Genomic DNA, 23,087 nt, shown 5'->3' on the forward strand with positions numbered 1-23,087 from the left:
CAGGACGGTGGTGAGGCGTTGGGGGGTGAGGCTGGTGAGGATGCCGTCGTCGAGGGTGCCGGCGGTGTGGTAGACGGCGGTGAGGGGGTGTTCGGTGGGGATGGTGTCCAGTGCGTGGGCGAGTGCGGTGGGGTCGGCGGTGTCGCAGGCGGTGATGGTGACGTGGGCGCCGTGGTGGGTGAGGTGGGTGTGGAGGTCCGGGGCGCCGGGGGCGTTGGGGCCTTGGCGGCTGAGGAGCAGGAGGTGGCGGGCGCCGTGCTGGGTGACGAGGTGGCGGGCGAGGAGTGAGCCGAGGGTTCCGGTGCCGCCGGTGATGAGTACGGTGCCGTGCGGGTCGGGTGTGGGGGGTGTGGGCAGGGTGAGGACGATTTTGCCGGTGTGGTGGGCCTGGCTGAGGTGGCGGAAGGCGTGGACGCCTTGGCGCACGTCCCACGTGGTTAGGGGAAGCGGCTGGAGTGCTCCGTTCTCAAACAGTGCGAGTACTTCGGTGAGCATGTTGTTCAGTCGTTGCGGTCCTACGTGGCCGAGTTCGAAGGCGTGGTAGTTGACGCCGGGGTGGGTCTGGGCGAGCTGGTGGGGGTCGCGCAGGTCGGTCTTGCCCATTTCGAGGAAGTGGCCGCCGCGGGGGAGGGTGTCGAGTGAGGCGTCGATGAAGTCGTGGGTGAGGGCGTTGAGGACGGTGTCGACGCCGTGGTGGTGGGTGGTGGTGAGGATGTGTTGGCGGAAGTCGAGGGTGCGGGATGAGGCGATGTGGTCGTCGTCCAGGCCCATGGCGCGCAGGGTGGCCCATTTGGTGGGGTGGGCGGTGGCGTAGACCTCGGCGCCGAGGTGGTGGGCGAGTTGGATGGCTGCCATGCCGACGCCGCCGGTTCCGGCGTGGATGAGGATGGATTGGCCGGTGTGGAGGTCGGCGAGGTCGACCAGGGCGTAGTAGGCGGTGAGGAAGACGACGGGGATGGCGGCTGCTTGCTGGTAGGTCATGTGGTCGGGGATGGGTGTCAGTGATGTGCGGTTGCTGATTGCGGTGGGTCCGAAGGCGCCGGGGATGAGGCCCATGACGCGGTCGCCGGGGGTGAGGTCGGTGACGTCGGGTGCTGTTTCTACGACGGTGCCTGCGCCTTCGACGCCGATGGGTCCGGCGTTGGGGATCATGTTGAGGGCGTTGAGGATGTCGCGGAAGTTCAGTCCTGCGGCGTGTACTGCGATGCGGACCTGTCCGGGGGTCAGTGGTTGGGTTGCTTCGGGGAACGGGATGAGGGCGAGGTTGTCGAGGGATCCCTTGTGTGGGCAGTCCAGTCGCCAGTGTGAGCCGTCGGTGGGTGGGGTGAGTGTGGTGGTTTTGGAGGTGTGTTGGAGTCGTGGTGTGAGGAGGGTGTTGGTGCGTAGGGCGAGTTGGGGTTCTTCGGTGGTGAGTGCGGTGGTGATGGCTTGGGTGAGGGATGTGGTGGTGTCGAGGTCGATGAGGTGGAAGCGGTGGGGGTGTTCGGCTTGGGCGGTGCGGATCATGCCCCAGATGGGGGCGTGGGCGAGGTCGGGTGCGGGGTCGTGGGGGGCGGTGGTGAGGGCGTGCCGGGTGATGATGATCAGGCGGGTGTCGGTGAGGCGGGGTTCGGCCAGCCATGCCTGTACCCATGCCAGGAGTCGTTGTGCGACGGTGTGTACGTGTCGTGCGGTTTCCTGGGCCGCCGCGATCGTCCCGGACGGATGCTGAACACCACTGCCGTCACCGCTATCGCTGCTGCCGTTGCTGGTGGGGTGGGTTTCGTTGTTGGTGTGCCAGTCGTGGACGTTGAGAATGGCGATGCGAGGTGGGGGTGTGCCGGTGTCCAGGCAGTGGATCAGGGCTGTCAGGTCGTCGTGGGTGTCGACAGGGACACCGGCGGTGGTCAGCGCGGCGGAGACGCCCAACGGATCGGCATCCACCACAGCCCAACGCTCACCCTCGGCGACACGGGGAGCCGGTGGGTCCAGGACCTCGGTCCATTCCACGTGGTACAGATGGTCACCGCCGACCGGACGAGCTGCCTCCAACTGGGCATAGTTGATCGGGCGAGTGACCAGGCGCCCGATGGTGGCCACGGGGGCGTTGGCGAGATCTGTGATGGACACGGCCACGGCGTCCGGGCCGCGGGGAGTCACTCGTACCCGCAAGGCGGAGGCGCCCGCGGCGTGGATGGTTACGTGTTCCCAGGAGAACGGCAGCCGCCCGCGGCTCGCGTCTTCCGGCGACTCACCCTCGTCCACGACGGTGAAACTGACCGCGTGCAAGGCGGCGTCGAAGAGGGCAGGGTGCAGGGTGTAGCTGCTGGCCTCATGCGCGTGGCTCTCGGGGAGCGCCACCTCGGCGAAGATCTCGTCGCCGTCACGCCAGGCAGCGGTCAGGCCCTGGAAGGCGGGGCCGTAGGCGAAGTCGCGGCCGGCCAAGCGCTGGTAGAAGTCATCGGTCGGTAGCCGCCGGGCCCCGGTGGGGAGCCAAGGCTCGTCGCCACCGATGTTGGAGGCGTGCTCATCGGCGTTGTCCGCGGCCAGGATTCCGGTGGCATGCTGACGCCAGCCAGTGTCCTGCGCCGTGTCCCCATCCGCTTCGTCGTGGGGTGGGGTGGTGCGTGAGTGGATGGTGAGGGTGCGTCGTTGGTTGGTGTCGGGTGGGTTGATGGTGAGTTGGAGTTGGGTGTCGGTGTGGTGGGGGAGGGTGAGGGGGGTGTGGAGGGTGAGTTCTTCGAGGTGGGGGTGGTCTGTGTGGGTGGCGGCGTGGAGGGCGAGTTCGACGAGTGCGGTGCCGGGGAGGAGGACGGTGTCCATGACGGAGTGGTCGGCGAGCCAGGGGTGGGTGGTGAGGGAGAGGCGTGCGGTGTAGATGTGGGTGTCGGTGTCGGCGAGTTGGACGGTGGCGCCGAGGAGGGGGTGGGTGGTGGTGTGCAGTCCCGCGGCGGTGACATCGCCCGTGGGGGCCGGGGCGTCGAGCCAGTACCGCTGGCGTTGGAAGGGGTAGGTCGGCAGGTCGACCTGGCAGGGGGTGGCACCGGTGAGTACCGGCTCCCACGTGACGGGCAGGCCGTGGGTGTGCGCCTCGGCCAGGGAGGCCAGGAAACGGCGGGGGCCTTCCTCGTCCCGGCGCAGCGTGCCCATTACGACGGGCTGAGTCGCCCTCCCGCCCCCGCTTACACCGGCTGGTTCAGCCCCGTGGGCCGTGGAGTCGGCTGTGTCGTGGATGGTGTGGGTGAGGACGGGGTGGGGGCTGGTTTCGATGTAGGTGTGGTGACCTGACGCGTCAAGGGTGCGCAGCGCGTCGTGGAAGTGGACGGGCTGGCGGAGGTTGTTGTACCAGTAGTCGGCGTCCATGACGGGTTCGGTGATCCACTGACCGGTCACGGTGGACAGGAGGGGAATGCCGGGTGCGGCGGGGGCGAGATGGGCCAGGCTGTCACGGATCTGCGTTTCGACTGCCTCGACGTGGGAGCTGTGGGAGGCATAGTCGACAGGAATACGGCGGGCGCGGATCTTGTGCTCGGTGCAGTGGGTGAGGAGCTCCTCGATGGTGTGGGGGTCGCCGGAGACGATGACGTTGCGGGGTCCGTTGACGGCGGCGATGGAGAGTTGTCCGGGCCAGGTGGCGAGGTGGTGGCGGGTTTGTTCTTCGGAGAGGGTCAGGGAGCACATGGCGCCGTGGCCGGCGAGTTGGGCGAGGGCCTGGCTGCGCAGGGCGATGGTGGTGGCGGCGTCGGTGAGGGTGAGGGCTCCGGCGATGTGGGCGGCGGCGATCTCTCCCTGGCTGTGGCCGATGACGGCATCGGGGTGAATACCGCAGGCCTGCCACATGCGGGCCAGTGCCACCATCACGGCGAACAGCACGGGCTGCACGACATCCACCCGTTCCAGCGCCGGGGCGTCGGCGGTCTGGCGGAGCACGTCGGTCAGCGACCAGTCGACATGCGGGGCCAGCGCCTCCTCACACGCGGCGATCTGCCCGGCGAACACCGGTGAGGCATCCAGCAGGTCGGCTGCCATGCCCGCCCACTGAGAACCCTGACCCGGAAAGACGAACACCGACTTGCCCGCCAGCCCGGTGGCGACGCCGGTGACCACGTGTGCGGAAGGGACTCGGGCGGCCAACTGCTCAAGCCCGGCGAGCAGTTCCTCCCGGTCGCGGCCGAGGACGACTGCGCGGTGCTCGAAGGTGGTGCGGGTGGTGGCCAGGGACCAGCCAACATCGCGCGGAGCCAGCTCAGGGCGGTCGTTCACATGGTTCCGCAGGCGCGCTGCCTGTTCCCGGAGCGCGCCCTCGTCGCGTCCCGAGACCAACCACGGGATGGTCTCCGCCTCCAATACCGGCTCGGGCTCCGCATCGCCGTCCCGGGCGGGCGGTGTCTGGCCCGCGGCCGGATTGCCGGGTGCCGGGGGCTGTTCGAGGATGATGTGGGCGTTGGTGCCGCTGACGCCGAACGAGGAGACGCCGGCGCGGCGCGGACGGTCCGCGGGGGGCCACGGCCGCGCCTCGGCGAGCAGGTCGAGGGCTCCGGTGGACCAGTCCACGTGCGGGGTGGGCGCGTCCACGTGCAGGGTCTGGGGCAGGGTCTCGTTGCGCAGGGCCATGACCATCTTGATGACGCCCGCCACCCCTGCGGCGGCCTGGGTGTGGCCGATGTTCGACTTCACCGACCCGATCCGCAGGGGCCGTTCGGCGGGCCGGTCCCTGCCGTACGCGGCCAGCAGCGCCTGGGCCTCGATGGGGTCGCCGAGAGTCGTGCCGGTGCCATGGGCCTCGACCGCGTCGATGTCGGCTGCCGTGAGCCCGGCGTTGGCCAGGGCCTGGCGGATCACCCGTTGCTGGGCGGGGCCGTTCGGCGCGGTCAGGCCACTGCTGGCCCCGTCCTGGTTGACGGCACTACCGCGTACCAGGGCCAGCACCGGGCGGCCGTCGCGCTGGGCCTGGGACAGCGGCTGAAGGAGCAGCATGCCCGCGCCCTCGGCCCACCCCGTACCGTCCGCGCCCGCCGCGAACGCCTTGCACCGCCCGTCCGAGGCCAGTCCCCGCTGCCGGCTGAACTCGACGAATCGGAACGGCGCGGCCATCACCGTCGCCCCACCCGCCAGGGCCATGGAGCACTCCCCGTTGCGCAGGGCCTGGCAGGCCAGGTGCAGCGCCACCAGTGACGACGAGCACGCCGTGTCGACCGTGAGTGCCGGACCCTCCAGCCCCAGGGTGTACGCCACCCGGCCCGACGCGACACTGCTCGCGCTGCCGGTTCCCAGGTAGCCCTCAAGGCCGTCCGGTACGTCATGGAGCCGTGCGGCGTAGTCGTGGCCCGCATAGCCGACGAAGGTTCCCGTCCGGCTGCCCTTGAGGGCGACCGGGGAGATACCGGCTCGCTCGATGGCCTCCCAGGCCGTCTCCAGTAGCAGCCGCTGCTGCGGGTCGGTGGCCAGTGCCTCGCGGGGTGAGATGCCGAAGAAGGCGGCGTCGAACTCGGTCGCGTCGTGGAGGAAACCGCCCTCACGGACATAGGACGTGCCCGGGTGGTCCGGGTCCGGGTCGTACAGTCCCGCGAGGTCCCAGCCGCGGTCGACCGGGAACTCCGAGATGGCGTCCCGGCCCGCGGCCAGGAGCTCCCAGAACGACTCCGGGGACGCCGCTCCGCCCGGGAAGCGGCAGGACATGCCCACGATGGCGATCGGCTCCGCGGACGCGGCGATCAGGTTCTGGTTTGTGCGTCGAAGCCTTTCGATCTCTCTGAGGGATGCCCGGAGGGCTTTGGCGACCTTCTCGTCAGCTGAAGTCACCACTATGTGAATTCCCTCTCCGTGTGAGAATACAGAAGGCTTCAGACGCCATGTCGGCAGGGCGCATGGCGCGCAAGACATTCAAGCGCGCCGACCTGTTCTCGCGGTGGCGTCATGTTGGGGCTTCTATTCTTTCCGTCCTGCCCCCGCGTATTCGCCGTGCGCGAGACACGCACCGCACTATGCCGAAACCGTCGCCAGGCGAGGTCGCTCGATCCCCGAAAAACCGCTCATCATGTGCCGGTCATTTCCGTGTTTCGGCCGCACCTCGGTGCCGAGGCATGAGGATGCCGCAGAACCCCAGAGACGCTTATCAGATTGGCCGTGTGAGAGCGCCTTCGCAAGTCCTCTATCCGGTAGAAAAACTCCGGCATTCGTACGCATGTGGCAACACTGGGAAGAATGGGTTCGATTATGAATCGTAAGTGACCGATTGAGGCTGCGGATGACCGAATGGGGTGGTGGGCGATAGGCGGGTGTGTAGGGGTGAACAGATGTGCACCATTCCGATGCCGATAAAAGGACGCTCCGCAATGGTTTGGGGAAAGGTGGGTAAGGGGCCCACAAAGGACGGATAAGGGTTGAGGTACTCGACCGCGATGGATAAGGTGAATCCCTGTATGGTCTGTGAGCACGTGGCATCGGCGCATGACGGAGCCTGACAGCGAGTGGGATCTCGTGATACCGGCCATATGGCCCGATGGGCCTGCTCGCAAAGGAAGACATTCCTCCCATGGACTTCCCGTGAAGTCCGGGCCGAAAGGCCTCTGCCGATCTCAGACGTCTTCACCGGCGCGTCCACCGGTGCTTCCGCCGGAACGACGTGCCGCAACGACGTGCCGGAATATCGCGCTGGAACACGGTTCCGTACGGTGCGCGGTCCGCGACGGTTCTCCCGGCCCGCCCGCGAGCTTCCCCGGTACGGCCGGACCCAAGGGCAGCTGAGCTGTCCCGCCCCAGATCAGTGTGAACACAGGAGGGCTCGATGACGGACGCGGACTTTCCCGCCGGCCACGAAGTCGGTGTGCTGTACGACCAGATCCACCCCTTCGCCGACCGGCTCTTCGTCGGGAAGAACATGCACTTCGGCTACTGGTCGGGCCCCGAGGACCAGAGCACCGCCGAGCAAGCCCAGGACCGGCTCACCGACATGATGACCGAACGCGTGCGGCTCACCCCCGCCGGCCGGTTTCTCGACATCGGATGTGGCCTGGGGGGCCCGACCCTGCGCTACGCCCGGGCCACGGGAGCCCGCGTCACGGGCGTCACGGTCAGTTCCTGCCAAGTGGCGGCATGCGAGGAGCAGGCGCGCGCCGAAGGGCTCGAGGACCGGGCGGAGTTCCACCTCGCGGACGCCACCGACAGACTGCCGTTCGCCGACGAATCGTTCGACGCCGCCTGGGCGCTGGAGAGCTTCCCGCACATGGACCGGGCCGCCGCGCTGCGGGAGATCGCCCGCACGCTCCGCCCCGGCGCCCGATTGGCCCTGACGGACTTCCTCCGGCCCGAGGAGAACACCGAGAACCTCACCGGCATGCTGGAGAACGTGCGGCAGCAGTGGATGATCACGCTGGTCAGCCACGACGAACTGCTGTCGCTGCTGGAGGCGGCCGGATTCGATGTCGAGGAGAGCCTCGATATCAACGCGAACACGGCCCGCAACGGGGAGATGCTCGCCCGGCAGCTGAGCGAGACCTACGGCGAGCAGGTGATGGAGAACCTCCCGGGAGCGGGTGATGTCCCCGGGACGTACGTGCTGCTCACCGCCAGGAAGCGTTGAGGGGTCGTCCCCCTGCGGTGCGGACCCGACTCGCGACGAAGGCAAAGGAGTTCAGAGGCGATGGTGCAGGAAACCGGCGCGGTGGCTCCCGTGCTGTGGATGCTCCGGGCGGCCGGCAAGGACGCGCTGGCGGCCAGGGCGGGCTCCCTGCGGCAGTACCTGGCGTCCCGGACCGACTGGCGGCCCGCGGATGTGGGCCGCACGCTCGCCGGGGCCGCGCTCGACGGATCGGCCTCGGACGGGATGACGCGCGCGGCGCTGGTCGCGGAGGACCGCGACGACTTCCTGGAGCGGCTGGCGGCGCTCGCCGAGGGGCGCGGGGCGCTCGGCCTGGTCGAGGGCCGGGGCACCGCGGGCCCGATCGCCTTCGTCTTCCCCGGCCAGGGCGCCCAGTGGCCCGGCATGGCCCGCGAACTGCTCCATGCCGCACCGGAGTTCCGTGACCGGATGGACGACTGCGCCCAGGCGCTGGAACCGTTCATCGACTGGTCGCTCATGGACGCGGTACGCGGCAACCCCGGCGCGCCCGGCCTGGACCGCGCGGATGTCGTGCAGCCCGCCCTGTTCGCCGTGATGGTGTCCCTGGCCGCGTTGTGGGAGAGCCACGGTGTGCGGCCTGACGCGGTACTCGGCCACAGCGTGGGCGAGGTCACGGCCGCCGCCGTCTCCGGCGCCCTGTCGCTGGAGGACTCCGCGCGCGTGGTGGCGCTCTGGAGCCAGGCGCAGGCGACGCTCGCGGGGCGCGGCGAGATGGTCTCCGTACTGGCCTCGGCGGACGAGGTCGAGCCCCGGCTGGCGCGCTGGGAAGGCCGCCTGGTCATCGCCGCGGTCAACGGCCCCCGGTCGCTGATCGTCTCCGGAGACGCCGACGCCGCGGCGGAACTGCTGACGGACCTCACCGCGACCGGAGTGCGCGCCCGCACGATCACCGTGGGGCTCGCGGCGCACTCCCCGCACATCGACGAGATCCTTCCGCGCCTGCGCACGGACCTGGCACCCGTCCGGCCGCGCCCCGCAGCCCTCCCGTACTACTCCGCACTGGCCGGAGACCTGCTCCCGGACCCTCGGCTCGACGCCGACTACTGGTGCCGCAACCTGCGCGGCACCGTGCGGTTCGAAGAGGCCGCGCGGGCCCTGCTGCGCGCCGGGTACGGGGTGCTGCTGGAGGTCAGCCCGCACACCGTCCTGACCTCCGCCCTCCAGGCCGGCGCCGAAGCGGCCCGCAGCGACGCCCTCGTCTGCGGAACGCTGCGCCGGGACCAAGGCGGCCACGCCCGGTTCCTCACCTCGCTCGGGGAACTGTGTGCCCACGGTGTCACCCCCGACTGGGAGCGGGTGTTCGCCGCACATCCCGGGCCCGGGACGGAACCGCCGCTGGACCTCACGGCCTTGAGCGCGTACGACCCGGTGACCACCGGAGCCCCGCTGCGGGACCGGCTGGCCGGACTGCCGGGCCGCGAGCAGCGCGCGGAGCTGCTGGCACTGGTGGACCGCGAGCTCGCGGCGGTGCTGGGGAAGCCCGGCGCGGTGAGCGCCGACCGGGCGTCAGTCCCCTTCCTCGAACTGGGCGTCGACTCCGTGACAGCGGTGGAGCTGCGCCATCGGATCGTCGCGGCGACGAGCGCCCCGTTCCCCGCCACGGTGGTCTTCGACCACCCGACGCCCGCCGCGCTCGCGGAGTTCCTGCACACCGAGCTCACCGGTGCCTCCCAGACTCCCGCCCACCCGGCGGCGGCCCAGGCCGGCGCCCCGCCGGACCCCGCCGAACCGGTGGCGATCGTGGGCATGGCATGCCGCTATCCCGGCGGCGTCGCGAGCCCCGACGAGCTGTGGCGGCTGGTGTCCGACGGCACCGACGCCGTCACGGCGTTTCCGGCCAACCGTGGCTGGGACATCGCCGGCGCGTACGATCCGGAGCCGAGCGTCCCGGCCCGCTACTACCAGCGCGAAGCCGGTTTCCTCCACGATGTCGACCAGTTCGACGCCAGCTTCTTCGGCATCTCGCCGCGCGAGGCGCTGGCGATGGACCCCCAGCAGCGGCTGCTCCTCGAAACGGCGTGGGAGGCCGTCGAACGGGCGGCCATCGAGGTGCCTTCGCTGCGCGGCAGCCGGACCGGGGTGTTCATCGGTGCGATGACCATGGACTACGGTCCCCGCCTGGACGAGGGCGCCGAATCCGGCGGCCACCTGCTGACCGGCAACACCGGCAGCGTCGCCTCCGGGCGGCTGGCCTACACCCTGGGCCTGGAGGGCGCGGCGATCACCGTGGACACCGCCTGCTCCTCCTCACTGGTCGCCCTGCACCTGGCTGTTCAGGCCCTCCGGCACGGCGAATGCGGGCTCGCGCTCGCCGGAGGCGCGACGGTCATGTCCACGCTGGGTATGTTCGTGGAGTTCTCCCGGCAGCGGGCGCTGGCCCCCGACGGCCGGTGCAAGGCGTTCGCCGCCTCGGCCGACGGCTTCGGTCTCGCCGAGGGCGCGGGCATCCTGCTGCTGGAACGGCTGTCGGACGCCCGGCGCAACGGACACCCCGTGCTCGCGGTCGTCCGCGGATCAGCGGTCAACCAGGATGGCGCGAGCAACGGCCTCTCGGCACCCAACGGGCCGGCGCAGCAACGCGTCATCCGGGAGGCACTGGCCAACGCGGGAGTGGAGCCGGCCGAGGTGGACGCCGTGGAGGCGCACGGGACCGGCACCAAGCTCGGCGACCCGATCGAGGCCCAGGCCCTGTTGGCCGCCTACGGGCAGGGCCGCCCCGCCGACCGGCCGCTGTGGCTCGGATCGCTGAAGTCCAATCTCGGCCACACCCAGGCCGCCGCCGGTGTGGCAGGCGTGATCAAGATGGTGCAGGCCATCCGCCACGGAGTGCTGCCCCAGACCCTGCACATCGACGAGCCCTCCCCCTACGTGGACTGGTCGTCCGGGGCCCTCGGACTGCTCGGCGAACCGCGGCCCTGGCCGTGCCACGGCCGCCCCCGCAGGGCGGGCGTGTCGTCCTTCGGCATCAGCGGCACCAACGCGCACGTGATCCTGGAGCAGGCTCCACCGCAACCCGCCATCCCCGCGGCCAGGAAGGCGGCCCCGCCCGCGGTGCTCGCCCCGTCCCTCGTGCCATGGCTGCTCTCCGCCAAGACCGAGGAGGCGCTGCGCGAACAGGCGCGCCGACTCCTCAGCGCCCTGCTGTCCGATGCCGCGCCGAGTGCCGGGGCCCCGCACCCCAGCACCCGCCGCGGACCCGGCGCCGTCTGAGCCGACGCGCGGCGGATCACCGGACGCCTCAGCGGGCCCCGGCTCGGCGGACACCTCCCGGCAGCGGCGGGGAGGCGCCGTCCGCTCCGGGGCCGCCGCGTAATGGCTGCGCAGAGGCGCGTTCGACGACCCCCGCGGAAGCCCCCGCGGCGCTCCGCCCGCGTACGTCCCCCAGAACTGCTGCGCCCAGCGCCGCATCAGCATGATGGGCCCATCACCCGCGGCGATCCTTGGAAGGGCGGCGGGCCGCTCTGTTCTCCCAGATCGGGTAGTCCTGCTTCACCTGCCTCTCGGTGACGAAGCAGACCAGGTGGAAGAGGGCGGGCGCGAGCGCGGCTCCCGCCCGCGACCGATCCTCGCGGACGTCGTCAGCCTGAGCCGCATCCGACCTGGCTCCTCCGGGGTGAGCGCCGCGGCGGGCGCCAGACGAAGTGGTGGAAGGGGCAGATGACGTCCTCCCCGGCGACCGGCCCGCCGCCGTGCCCGAGGTGGGCCCCAGATGCGGACAGTACGGGCGGGTGGTGCGCAGCCGGCCGCCTCTGGTGCGGTGGACGACGACATCCTCACCCGCGAGCCGCCCGGTGAAGACCCGGCCGGACGCACGCATGCGGGGCTGGCGGCCCTGCGCGGACCGCCTCTCGTACGCGCCGTCAGCGGCGGCCGGGAACGCTCCGCGCCGGCTGGCTCAGAGGTCGCTTTCCGGGTCGGAACCCGGTGCCTCAAGGGCCATATCGACAAGGCTGTCGAGATCCATGGAGTCGAGAACCTCCGCCGGGGCGTCCTCGGCCGGAAGGGACGCCTCCCCGCGTACGTCGGCCAGCCGTAGCAATGGCTCCAGCAGCCCGGCCGCCCGCAACTCGCCCAGCGGGATGGACGCCATGGCCGCTCGGACGTCGCTCTCGCGGCTCAGGGGCAAGTCGACGGTGTCCTGTCGGTCGCTTCCGTTGCGGGCAGCGGCCGGGCAGAGGTCGGAGAATGCGGTACTCAGCACATGGCGGGCGAGGGCGTCGGGGGCGGGGTAGTCGAAGATCAAGGTGGCCGGCAGTCGCAGGCCGGTCGCCGCTGTCAGCCGGTTCCGCAGGTCTACAGCCGTCAGGGAGTCGAAACCCGACTCCAGGAACCCCCGGTCCGCCGGTACCGCCTCGGGTGTGCGATGCCCCAGGGCGGTGGCGGCCTCGCCCCGGACGAACTGCAGCACCGCGGGCTCCCGCTTGTCGGGCGGCAGCGCGCTGAGCCGCCGGCGCAACGTGTCCGACGGGTCGGTGGGCGCGGCTTCCTCGGACGCGGTCATGTGGGCACGCGCCTCGGGGATCTCCGAGAGAAGGGGATGCGGGTGGGTGGCGGTGAGGCTCGGGACGAGGTCGGCCCAGTCGATGTCGGCGATGGTGACGCAGGCGCCGTGCTGGTGCGCGCGCTGAAGGGCCGCGGCGGCGAGACCGGGCGGCAGCGGAATGAGGCCATGGCGCGGCGCGGGTCGGCGGGAGCCGGTGGAAGCGGCCATGCCGGCTTCGGCCCACGGCCCCCAGGCGACGGAGACCGCGGGCAGGCCGGCGGCGTGGCGGTGGTGGGCAAGGGCGTCGAGGTAGGCGTTGGCGGCCGCGTACCCCGCCTGACCGGGACTGCCCCAGGTGGCCGCGGCCGACGAGAAGAGGACGAACTGGGAGAGGGGGAGACTCCGGGTGAGGTGATGGAGGTTGTCGGCCGCTTCCTTCTTGGCCCGCAGCGTGTCCGCCACCTGTTCTGAGGTGGTGTTGGCGAGAGTGGCGTCGTTGAGGACGCCCGCGGCGTGGACGACGGTGGTCAGCGGGAGGTCGGCGGGGATGTCCTCGAGAACCCGGGTGAGGGCGTCCCGGTCCGCGGCATCGCAGGCGACGACGGTGACGCGCGCGCCCGACTCGGCCAACCCGGCGCTGAGTTCGGCCGCGCCGGGAGCATCCAAGCCGCGGCGGCTCACCAGTACGAGGTGCGGGGCGCCCTCGGCGGCGAGGCGCCGGGCGACCTGGGCCCCGAGAGCGCCGGTGCCGCCGGTGATCAGGGTGGTGCCCGCGGAGTCCCAGGCCGTCGGAGAGACCGTCGGCGGGGGAGCGGCATGCCGCAGACGCGGCGTGTGCAGGCCCTGAGGACGGACGGCCAACTGGTTCTGCCGGTTGGGGTGAGAGCCGGGAACGGTGATGTGCCGGAGCGCGGTCGCGAGCAGAGTCTCGGCACATCCGGCCGTGGCGGAGTGGTCGATGAGGCCGCCCCACTGGTGGGGCTGCTCAAGGGCGGCGGTACGGCCAAGTCCCCATACGAGAGCCTGCGCGGGCTGGTTGAGCGGGTCCTGGCTGCTCACGCTGACGGCGCTCTGGGTGACACACCACAGCGAAGCCGCCGGCCGCGCTGCGCCGACAGCGTGGAGGAGCGCCAGGGTCGCGTGCGTACCGACCGGGAGCGCGGGGTGCGCGGGGTGGGGCTCTTCGATGAGAGCGAGGAACGACAGGATGCGCGTCGGCGCCGGTACCGAGGCGGCGAGTCGGTCGGCGAAGTACTCCCGATCGGCGGTGGGGTCGACGGCGAGGACCTGGTGGGGAATGCCTTGGCCGCGGAGAGTACGGAGCCAGTCGGTGACCGGTGCGCTGTCTGCATGGCCCTCCGGCACGACCAGCAGGAACCGGTGGTCGGCCGACGGGCCGCTCGGAAGCGGCGGGGACGAAGGGGCGGGCTTCCAGACGACGTCGTAGCACCAGCCGTCCATGGTGGAGCACTCGCGCTGCCGACGGCGCCACTGGGAGAGCATGGGCAGCACGGCGCCGAGACTGGAGCGCTGCTCGGTGCCCTGCGGCTGAAGGGCCTCCGCCACAGCTGCCAGATCCTGCTGCTCGATCGCCTCCCAGAACGGAGCCTCTCCCGCGCCCTGAGCCGCAGCCGAGCCCGCACCGGGGAGCACGGGGGGAGCCTCCAGCCAGTAGCGCTGGCGTTGGAAGGCGTAGGTGGGCAGTTCCATCCGGCGGGCGCCGGTGTCGGCCAGTGTCGCTTGCCAGGCGAGGGGCATTCCGTGTACGTGTGCGTGGGCCAGGGCGTTCAGGAGGGTGGGTACTTCTGGGCGGTCGCGGCGCAGGAGCGGGGCGATGACCGGGGGCTGGGGAGGCGGCGTGTTTGTGGTGTCACTGGTGCTGGTGGTGGCGTCGCTGGTGGTGGTGTGGGTGAGGGGGGTGAGGGTGGCGTCGGGGCCGAGTTCGAGGTAGGTGGTGGTGTGGTGCTGGGTGAGCCAGTTCAGGGCGTCGTGGAAGCGGACGGTGGTGCGTGCTTGGTTGGTCCAGTAGCGGGGGGAGCGGGCCTGGTCGGGGGTGAGGGGCTGTCCGGTGAGGTTGGACAGGACGGGCAGGGTGGGGGTGTGGCGGGTGGTGTGTTCGATGACGGTGTGGAAGTCGTCCAGCATGGGGTCGATGTGGTGGGAGTGGAAGGCGTGGCTGACGCGTAGGGGTGTGGTGCGGTAGCCGGCGGTCTGCCATTGGCGGCGCAGTGTGGTCAAGGCGTCGCTGTCGCCGGAGACGACCATGGCGTGTGCGGTGTTGACCGCGGCCAGGGATACCTGCCCCTGGTAGGGGGCCAGCGCCTGGGTGATGGTAGGTTCGTCGGCTTCCACGGCGAGCATGGCTCCGCCGGGGGGCAGGGCCTGCATGAGGCGGGCGCGGGCGGCGACCACGGTGCACGCATCCGCCAGTGACCACACTCCGGCCACATGGGCGGCGGCCAGTTCGCCCACCGAGTGGCCCAGGAGGTAGTCGGGGCGCACCCCCCAGTGTTCCAGCAAGCGGTAGAGGGCTACTTCCACGGCGAAGAGGCCGCTTTGGGTGTAGAGGGTGTGGTCCAGGAGCGCGGCCTGGGGGGTGCCGGGCTCGGCCCACACCACCTCCCGCAACCGGAACTCCCCCACCCCCTCCAGCTCACCCTCCAGGTGCTCACACACTTCGTCCCACACGCGGGCGAAGACGGGAAAGGCCTCGGCCAGCTCGCGCCCCATCCCCAGCCGCTGCGCGCCCTGCCCGGTGAACAACAACGCCACCCGCCCCCGACCCTGGCCCTTCGCGGCACCACCGGTGGTGCTGGTGGTGGTGCCGGTGATCACCTGTACGCCGTCCGGCTGTCCGGCGGCGAGCTGTTCCAGTCCGTGCAGCAGCTCTTGCGCATCATGGCCAAGGACGACCGCACGGTCTTCGAAACATGCCCGCCCGCCGGCCAGGGACCAGCCCACATCCACCGCCTGCCAGCCCGGCCGCTCCCCCAGGTATGCCCGCAGCCGGGCCGCCTGCTCCCGCACTGCCTGCTCACCACGCCCGGACACCACCCACGGCACCACCGGCATACAAGCCGGCGCGGGTGCGGATGATTGGGCGGGTGGCTGGGCGGGTGTGGGGTTGGTCGGTTCTTCGGTGGTGGGGGCGTCTTCGAGGATGAGGTGGGCGTTGGTGCCGCTGACGCCGAAGGAGGAGACGCCGGCGCGGCGGGGGCGGTCGGTGCGCGGCCAGGGGCGGGGTTCGGTCAGAAGTGACACCGCCCCGCTGCTCCAGTCGACGTGCGGGGTGGGGGCGTCCACGTGCAGGGTCTTCGGCAGCACTCCGTGCCGCAGGGCCATCACCATCTTGATCACACCCGCCACACCTGCCGCGGCCTGGGTATGGCCGATGTTCGACTTCAACGACCCGAGCCACAGGGGGTTGTCCGTGGTGCGGTTTTGGCCGTAGGTGGCCAGGAGTGCCTGGGCTTCGATGGGGTCGCCGAGCTTGGTGCCGGTGCCGTGGGCCTCGACCGCGTCGACATCGGCTGCCGCCACACCAGCGCTGTCCAGAGCCTGCCGGATCACCCGTTCTTGTGCGGGACCGTTCGGAGCCGTCAGCCCGTTGCTCGCCCCGTCCTGGTTGACCGCGCTCCCTCGTACCACTGCCAGCACCGGATGCCCGTTGCGCCGCGCCAACGACAACGGCTCCAACAGCAGCACCCCCGCACCCTCAGCCATGCCCGTGCCGTCCCCACTGGCGGCGAACGCCTTGCAACGCCCGTCCGGGGCCAGCCCGCGCTGCCGGCTGAAACCGATGAACACGCCCGGCGACGAGATTACCGTCACCCCGCCGGCCAGGGCGAGGGAGCATTCACCGTTTCGTAGGGCCTGGCAGGCGAGGTGCAGCGCCACCAGCGACGACGAGCACGCGGTGTCCACCGTGACCGCCGGGCCCTCCAACCCCAACGTGTAGGACACCCGGCCCGACACCACACTGGCCAGGTTGCCGGTCATGAGGTGGCCCTCGGAGACCTCGGGGGTCTGCGGCCAGCCCGCCGCGTAGTCGTTGCCCGTCGAGCCCGTGAACACACCGGTCCGGCTGCCTTTGAGGGTGGTGGGGTTGATGCCGGCGTGTTCGAGTGCTTCCCAGGCGGTTTCCAGGAGGAGTCGTTGTTGGGGGTCGGTGGCCAGTGCTTCGCGGGGGGAGATGCCGAAGAAGGTGGGGTCGAAGTGGGCTACGTCGTAGAGGAATCCGCCTTCTCGGGCGTAGGAGGTGCCTGGTTGTTCGGGGTCGGGGTCGTACAGTGCGTCGAGGTCCCAGCCGCGGTCGGTGGGGAATCCGGCGATGGCGTCGTGGTTGGTGGCGAGCAGGTTCCACAGGGCCTCGGGGGAGGAGGCTCCGCCGGGGTACCGGCAGGCCATCCCCACCACCGCGATCGGCTCCGACGACGCGGCGGCCGAGGGAGCGGCGGCCGCCGGCGCAGGCAGCGCCCGGCTCCGCGTACCGCCGATCGCCTCGGAAAGCCGCGCCACCAGGTGATTGGCGAGAGCCGTGGGGCTGGGGTGGTCGAAGACGAGCGTGGCGGACAGCCGCAGCCCGGTGGCCGTGCCCAGGCGGTTGCGCAGCTCCACGGCGGTGAGCGAATCGAACCCCGACTCCGTGAAAGCGCGGTCCGCGTCGACCGCGTCGGGCGTCGGATGCCCGAGGACGGCTGCCGCCTGCGCGCGTACGACGTCCAGGACAGCCTCCGCGCGCTCCGGACCCGCGAGCCCTGACAGGCGTTGGCGCAGCCCCGCGCTCGCGCCCTCGGTACGCGTCCCGGAAGCCCGGCGCGTGGCGCTCGTCAGCTTGCGCAGCAGCGGCGCGTCCTGTGTCCGCAGGGCCGCGATGTCGAGACGCATCGGCAGCAGCAGTGCCTCGTCCCTGCCGACAGCCGCGTCGAACAGCGCCAGACTCTGGTCGACGGGGATGGGCGTGATGCCCGCCCGTCCCGTCCTGGCCAGGTCGGCGCCGGCCAACCGGGCCGCCATCCCCTCCGGCTGCTCCCACACGCCCCAGGCCAGGGAGATGGCCGACAGGCCGTCGGCTTGCCGGTGCTGCGCCAGAGCGTCCAGGAAGACGTTGGCCGTCGCGTAGTTGCCGATGCCCGGCCCGCCGAAGACGCCGGACGCCGAGGAGAAGAGAGCGAAGTGCGCGAGGTCGATGTCGCGGGTGAGGTGGTGCAGGTTCAGGGCGGCGTCGACCTTGGTACGGAGGACGGTGTCGAAACGGGCGGGCGTGAGACTGGTGAGGATGCCGTCGTCGAGGGTGCCCGCGGCGTGGACGACGGCGGTCAGCGGATGCTCGGCGGAGACGGCCGCGAGCGCGTCGGCGAGGGCGGCCGGGTCGGCGGCGTCACAGGCGGTGAGGGTGACGTGGGCACCGCACTCGGTGAGTCGGGCGCGGAGTTCGGCCGCGCCCGGAGCCTCCGGGCCCCGGCGGCTGAGCAGGAGGAGATGCCGCGCACCGTGCTGGGTGACCAGATGCTGGGCGAGAAGGCTGCCGAGGGCGCCGGTGCCACCGGTGATCAGCACCGTTCCTTCCGGGTCGGCGGACCATCCCGTACGCGTTGTGCTCGCCGACCCCGCACGCGCGGCGCGCACGAGGCGGGGGGCGTGGGCGGTCCCGCGCCGGAGGGCCATCTGGGGTTCGCCGCTGGTGACGACCGTCGGCAGTTGGGAGGCGCTGTCGGTATCGGTATCGGGAGCGGTATCGGTGCCGAGGTCGAGGTCGAGGTCGATGTCGAGGTCGAGGTCGACGAGTTGGAACCGGTCGGGGTGTTCGGCCTGGGCGGAACGGACCAAGCCCCAGACCGGAGCGAGTGCCATGTCGGGCACGGGATCGCCGGAACCGGTGGCCACCGCGCCGCGGGTGACGATGATCAGCCGCGTGCCGGCGAGGCAGGGCTCCGCCAGCCAGGCTTGGAGCCGGTCGAGCAGCCGGTACGCCACGGCTCGGACCCGTGCCGCAGTCTCCCGCGCGGCCGGAAGGAGGCCCGCACCGTCGCGGCTGCCGCCGTCGTCATGCGGCGCGCCTTCGACGGTCCGCTGCCCGTGGATGCCGTGGACGCCGTGGACGCCGAGGACGGCGGTGCGTGGGGGTGGCGCGCCGGCTTCGACCGCGCGGACGAGCGCGGCGATGTCGTCATGGGCCTCAACGGCGGTGCCCGCCGCGTGCAGGGCGTCGGCCAGGCCCAGCGGGTCACCGTCGAGTACGGCCCAGCGGTCCTCGCTGACGGGGTCGGCAGTCGGGTCGGCGGGCACCGGGACCCAGTCGAGTCGGTACAGGTCGTCGTGCGGGGTGGCCGGGCGGGCGGCGCTGAGCTGTTCCGGGGTGATCGGGCGGCTGATCAGCCCCTCGACGGCGGCGACCGGAGCGCCGGACGCGTCGGAGACTGAGATCGCCATCTCGTCCGGGCCGAGGGGGCGCAGCCGAACGCGCCAGACGTCCGTTCCGGAGGCCCGCGACCACACCCGGCGCCACAGGAAGGGCATGCGCGCGGACTCCGCCGGGCGGGCATCGGCGACGCTGGGAAGAAGCGTGGCCTGGAGGGCGGCGTCGAGCAGGACCGGATGCAGCCGGTATGCGCGCTTGTCCGCGTGTTCCTCGGGAAGGGCGACCTCGGCGTAGACGTCCGCGCCGTGCCGCCAGGCGGCCCGCAGACCCTGGAAGGCCGGGCCATAGGCGAAGCCGCGGTGGGCGAGGACCTGGTAGAGGTCGTCTGTCGGAACGGGCTCGGCGTCGGCGGGAGGCCAGGTTTCGCTCGGCGGGGAGTGCCTCAGGTCGTCCTCGGCACCGGCGGGAGCGAGGGTGCCCGCCGCGTGCCGGCGCCAGATGTTCTCCTCGACGGAGTGGTCGGGATCGTACTCGCGCGAGTGGATGCTCAGGGAGCGGCATCCGTCATCGTCGGGTGGATCGAGGGTGACCTGGAGTTGGGTGCCGGTGTGCTCGGCGAGGACGAGCGGAGCGTGGAGGGTGAGCTCTTCCAGCTCCGGGCAGCCGACCTGGGAACCGGCGTGGAGCGCGAGTTCCACGAAGGCGGCACCGGGGAGGAGGGTGGTGTCCATGATGCTGTGGTCGGCCAGCCAGGGGTGGGTGGCCAGGGAAAGTCGCCCGGTGAACACCCGCCCGTCATCCGGGAGATGGACGACCGCACTCAGTAGCGGATGCTCGGTGGACTCCAGGCCCGCCGCGCCGACGTCACCCACGGCGGCGGCACTCGTGAGCCAGTAGTGCTCATGCTGGAAGGGGTAGGTCGGCAGGTCCACACGGCGCGGGTCGGTTCCGGCGAAGAGCTTCTCCCACGTGACGGGCAGGCCGTGGGTGTGCGCCTCGGCGAGGGAGGCCAGGAAGCGGCGGGGGCCTTCGTCGTCCCGGCGCAGCGTGCCGACCACGACGGGCTGAGTTGCCCTCCCGCCCCCGCTCGCATCAGCTGGTTCAGCCCCGTGGGCCATGGAGTCGGCTGTGTCGTGGATGGTGTGGGTGAGGACGGGGTGGGGGCTGGTTTCGATGTAGGTGTGGTGGCCTGACGCGTCAAGGGTGCGCAGCGCGTCATGGAAGTGGACGGGCTGGCGGAGGTTGTTGTACCAGTAGTCGGCGTCCATGACGGGTTCGGTGATCCACTGGCCGGTCACGGTGGACAGGAGGGGGATGCCGGGTGTGGTGGGGGTGATGTGGGCCAGGCTGTCACGGATCTGGGTTTCGACTGCCTCGACGTGGGGGCTGTGGGAGGCGTAGTCGACAGGGATGCGGCGGGCGCGGATGTCGTGCTGGCGGCAGTGGGTGAGGAGTTCGTCGATGGTGTGGGGGTCGCCGGAGACGATGACGTTGCGGGGTCCGTTGACGGCGGCGATGGAGAGTTGTCCGGGCCAGGTGGTGAGCTGGTGGCGGGTCTGTTCTTCGGAGAGGGTCAGGGAGGCCATGGCGCCGTGGCCGGCGAGTTGGGCGAGGGCTTGGCTGCGCAGGGCGATGGTGGTGGCGGCGTCGGTGAGGGTGAGGGCTCCGGCGATGTGGGCGGCGGCGATCTCTCCCTGGCTGTGGCCGATGACGGCGTCGGGGTGGATGCCGCAGGCCTGCCACATGCGTGCGAGCGCCACCATGACGGCGAACAGCACGGGCTGCACGACATCCACCCGTTCCAGCGTCGGGGCGTCGGCGGTCTGGCGGAGCACGTCGGTCAGTGACCAGTCGACGTGGGGTGTGAGGGCTTGTTCGCAGGCGGCGATCTGCTCGGCGAAGACGGGCGAGGCATCCAGCAGATCGGCTGCCATGCCCGCCCACTGCGAACCCTGACCGGGGAAGACGAAGACGACCTTCCCCACCGAAGCCTCCGCCCTGCCCGCGACCACCCCTCCAGTTGGCTCGCCGGCTGCCAACCGCCGCAACCCCGCGACCAGTTCCTCCCGGTTACCGCCGAGGACGACTGCGCGGTGGTCGAAGGTGGTGCGGGTGGTGGCCAGGGACCAGGCGATGTCGGCGGGTGGGAGCTCGCTGTGTTTGTGGAGGTGGGTGTGAAGGCGCTGGGCCTGGGCGCGTAGGGCTTCGTCGGTACGGGCGGAGAGCAGCCAGGGCAGTACTGGTGAGCGCAGGACGCTTTCCTGCTGGGTGTCGTCCTTCTCGCCTGGTGCGGGGTCGGCCGGTTCCTCGGTGGTGGGGGGTTGTTCGAGGATGAGGTGGGCGTTGGTGCCGCTGACGCCGAAGGAGGAGACGGCTGCGCGGCGGGGGCGGTCGGTGCGGGGCCAGGGCTGGGGTTCGGTCAGCAGTGACACCGCGCCGCTGGTCCAGTCGACGTGTGGGGTGGGTTCGTCGATGTGCAGGGATTCGGGCAGCGATCCATGCCGCAGCGCCATGACCATCTTGATCACACCCGCCACACCGGCCGCGGTCCCCGTATGACCGATGTTGGATTTGAGTGATCCGAGCCATAGGGGGTTGTCGGTGGTGCGGTTTTGGCCGTAGGTGGCCAGGAGTGCTTGGGCTTCGATGGGGTCGCCGAGGGTGGTGCCGGTGCCGTGGGCTTCGACGGCGTCGATGTCGGTGGGGTTGAGGTGGGCGTTGGTGAGGGCTTGGTGGATGACGCGTTGTTGGGCGGGGCCGTTGGGTGCGGTGAGTCCGTTGCTGGCGCCGTCTTGGTTGATGGCGCTGCCGCGTACGAGGGCGAGGATGGGGTGGCCGTTGCGCTGGGCTTGTGACAGTGGTTCGAGGAGGAGCATGCCGGCGCCCTCGGCCCATCCGGTGCCGTCGGCGTGGGCGGCGAAGGGTTTGCAGCGGCCGTCGGGGGCCAGACCACGCTGGCGGCTGAACTCCACGAACACACTCGGTGTGGCGATCACTGTGACGCCGCCGGCCAGGGCCATGGAGCACTCTCCGGACCGCAGTGCCTGGCAGGCCAGATGCAGCGCGACGAGCGACGACGAACACGCTGTCTCCACCGTGACCGCTGGGCCTTCCACGCCCAGGGTGTAGGCCACCCGGCCCGAGGCGACGCTGGTCATGTTGCCGGTCAGCAGGTAGCCCTCGACGCCGTTCGGGGCGGCATCGAGACGCGGTACGTACTCCTGCGCCGCGATGCCCGCGAAAACGCCGGCCTGGCTTCCCTTCAACGAGGTCGGGTCGATGCCTGCCCGCTCCACGGCCTCCCAGGCGGTCTCCAGGAGCAGACGCTGCTGGGGGTCCATCGACAGGGCTTCCCGGGGCGAGATGCCGAAGAAGGCCGGGTCGAAGTATCCCGCCTCACGCAGGAAACCGCCCTCCCGGACGTAGGTCTTGCCCGGCCGGTCCGGGTCCGGGTCGTACAAGCCGTCCAGGTCCCAGCCCCGGTCGGTGGGGAAGTCCGATACCGCGTCGGTGCCTGATGCCACCAGATCCCACAACGCTTCCGGAGACGACGCGCCCCCCGGGAAACGGCAGGCCATCCCGACGATCGCGATCGGTTCCTCCGCCGCGACCGCGACCGCGGTCGGTGCGGGTCGAGCCGTGACGTCGTGCGTGCCCAGCAACCGCGTACGAAGGAACTGCGCGAGGGCGACGGGGGTGGGGTAGTCGAACACCAGGGTCGAGGGCAGCGTCAGCGCTGTCTCCGCACGTAGCCGGTTGCGGAGATCGACAGCGGCGACGGAGTCGAAACCCGCCTCCTTGAAAGCGCGGTCGCCCCGTACCGCCTCCGCGGAACGGTGCCCGAGTGTCGCCGCCGCGTGCAGGCAGACCAGATCGGTCAGCGTCTGTGTCTGCTCGGCCTGGGTCCGACCGGTGAGCTTGCGTTGCCACTCCAGCGAGGCGTTGGAGCTGACGCTGTGCTGCTCCGCGGACCGCAGGGCTTCTCGCGCCTCGGGTACGTCGCTGATCAACGGGCTTGGACGTACGGACGCGACGCGCGGCGCGAAGCGCTGCCAGTCCAGTTCGGCGATGATGACGGCCGTGTCGCCCTGCTCCAGCGACTGGCACACAGCGCTGAACGCGAACTCCGGGTCCAGACGCGGCATTCCCGTGTGGCGACTTTTCCTGTCGAGATCCGCGTGTGCGGTACCGCTGCCGCTCTCCGGACTGCTGACTGATGTGTCCCATTCGCCCCAAGCGATGGAGACGGCGGGCAGACCGGCCGCCCGCCGATGGTGGGCCAAGGCGTCCATCTGAGCACTGACCGCTGCGGAGCACGCGTGATCCGTACCCCCGAAGGTGCCCACGGACGAGGAGAAGAGCACAAAGGCGGACAGGGGAATGGCGCGTGTGAGCTCGTGCAGGTGCCAGGCGGTCTGGACTTGGGCGTGTGTCGCCGAGGCGAGTTGGTCGAGGTCGAGGGTGCTGATGGGTCCGTGGTGCGCCGCCCCCGCCGCATGGATGACGGTGGTGAGGGGGTGTTCGGCGGGAACAGTGGCGAGGACCTCGGCCAGGGCCTGGCGGCTGGTGGTGTCGCAGGCGGTGATGGTGACGTCTGCTCCGAGGGCGGTGAGTTCGGTGTGCAGCTCGGTTGCGCCGGGTGC

Annotated in this window: 4 protein-coding genes and 1 pseudogene; 2 read left to right on the forward strand and 3 right to left on the reverse strand. The window is 71.1% G+C overall.

Translation table 11 applies throughout. The features are described 5' to 3' along the window. A partial coding sequence (locus ACZ6JY_RS40325; protein WP_469204532.1) for a beta-ketoacyl synthase N-terminal-like domain-containing protein occupies window positions 1-5,781 on the reverse strand: 5,781 nt, incomplete at its 3' end. A 985-nt stretch (window positions 5,782-6,766) separates the two neighbouring features. Between ACZ6JY_RS40325 and ACZ6JY_RS40330 the strand changes: the two genes are divergently transcribed. Both ACZ6JY_RS40330 and ACZ6JY_RS40335 read left to right on the forward strand, forming a co-directional pair. After that, the gene (locus ACZ6JY_RS40330; protein WP_469204534.1) at window positions 6,767-7,561 is read left to right on the forward strand and encodes an SAM-dependent methyltransferase; all 795 of its coding nucleotides are present in this window, start codon (window positions 6,767-6,769) and stop codon (window positions 7,559-7,561) included. Between the two features lie 60 nt (window positions 7,562-7,621). Next, window positions 7,622-10,810 (forward strand): beta-ketoacyl synthase N-terminal-like domain-containing protein, encoded by a 3,189-nt coding sequence (locus tag ACZ6JY_RS40335; protein ID WP_469204536.1) that lies wholly within the window; start codon window positions 7,622-7,624, stop codon window positions 10,808-10,810. Between the two features lie 685 nt (window positions 10,811-11,495). Here the strand turns inward: ACZ6JY_RS40335 and ACZ6JY_RS40340 are convergent. Next, window positions 11,496-22,589, reverse strand: a complete 11,094-nt coding sequence (locus ACZ6JY_RS40340; protein WP_469204539.1) for a type I polyketide synthase — start codon at window positions 22,587-22,589, stop codon at window positions 11,496-11,498. A gap of 87 nt (window positions 22,590-22,676) precedes the next feature. Further along, window positions 22,677-23,069 (reverse strand): annotated as a pseudogene (locus tag ACZ6JY_RS40345) (KR domain-containing protein); the annotation flags it as partial. Between the last annotated feature and the right edge of the window lie 18 nt (window positions 23,070-23,087).

It is taken from the genome of Streptomyces sp. NPDC046335, from assembly GCF_055587985.1.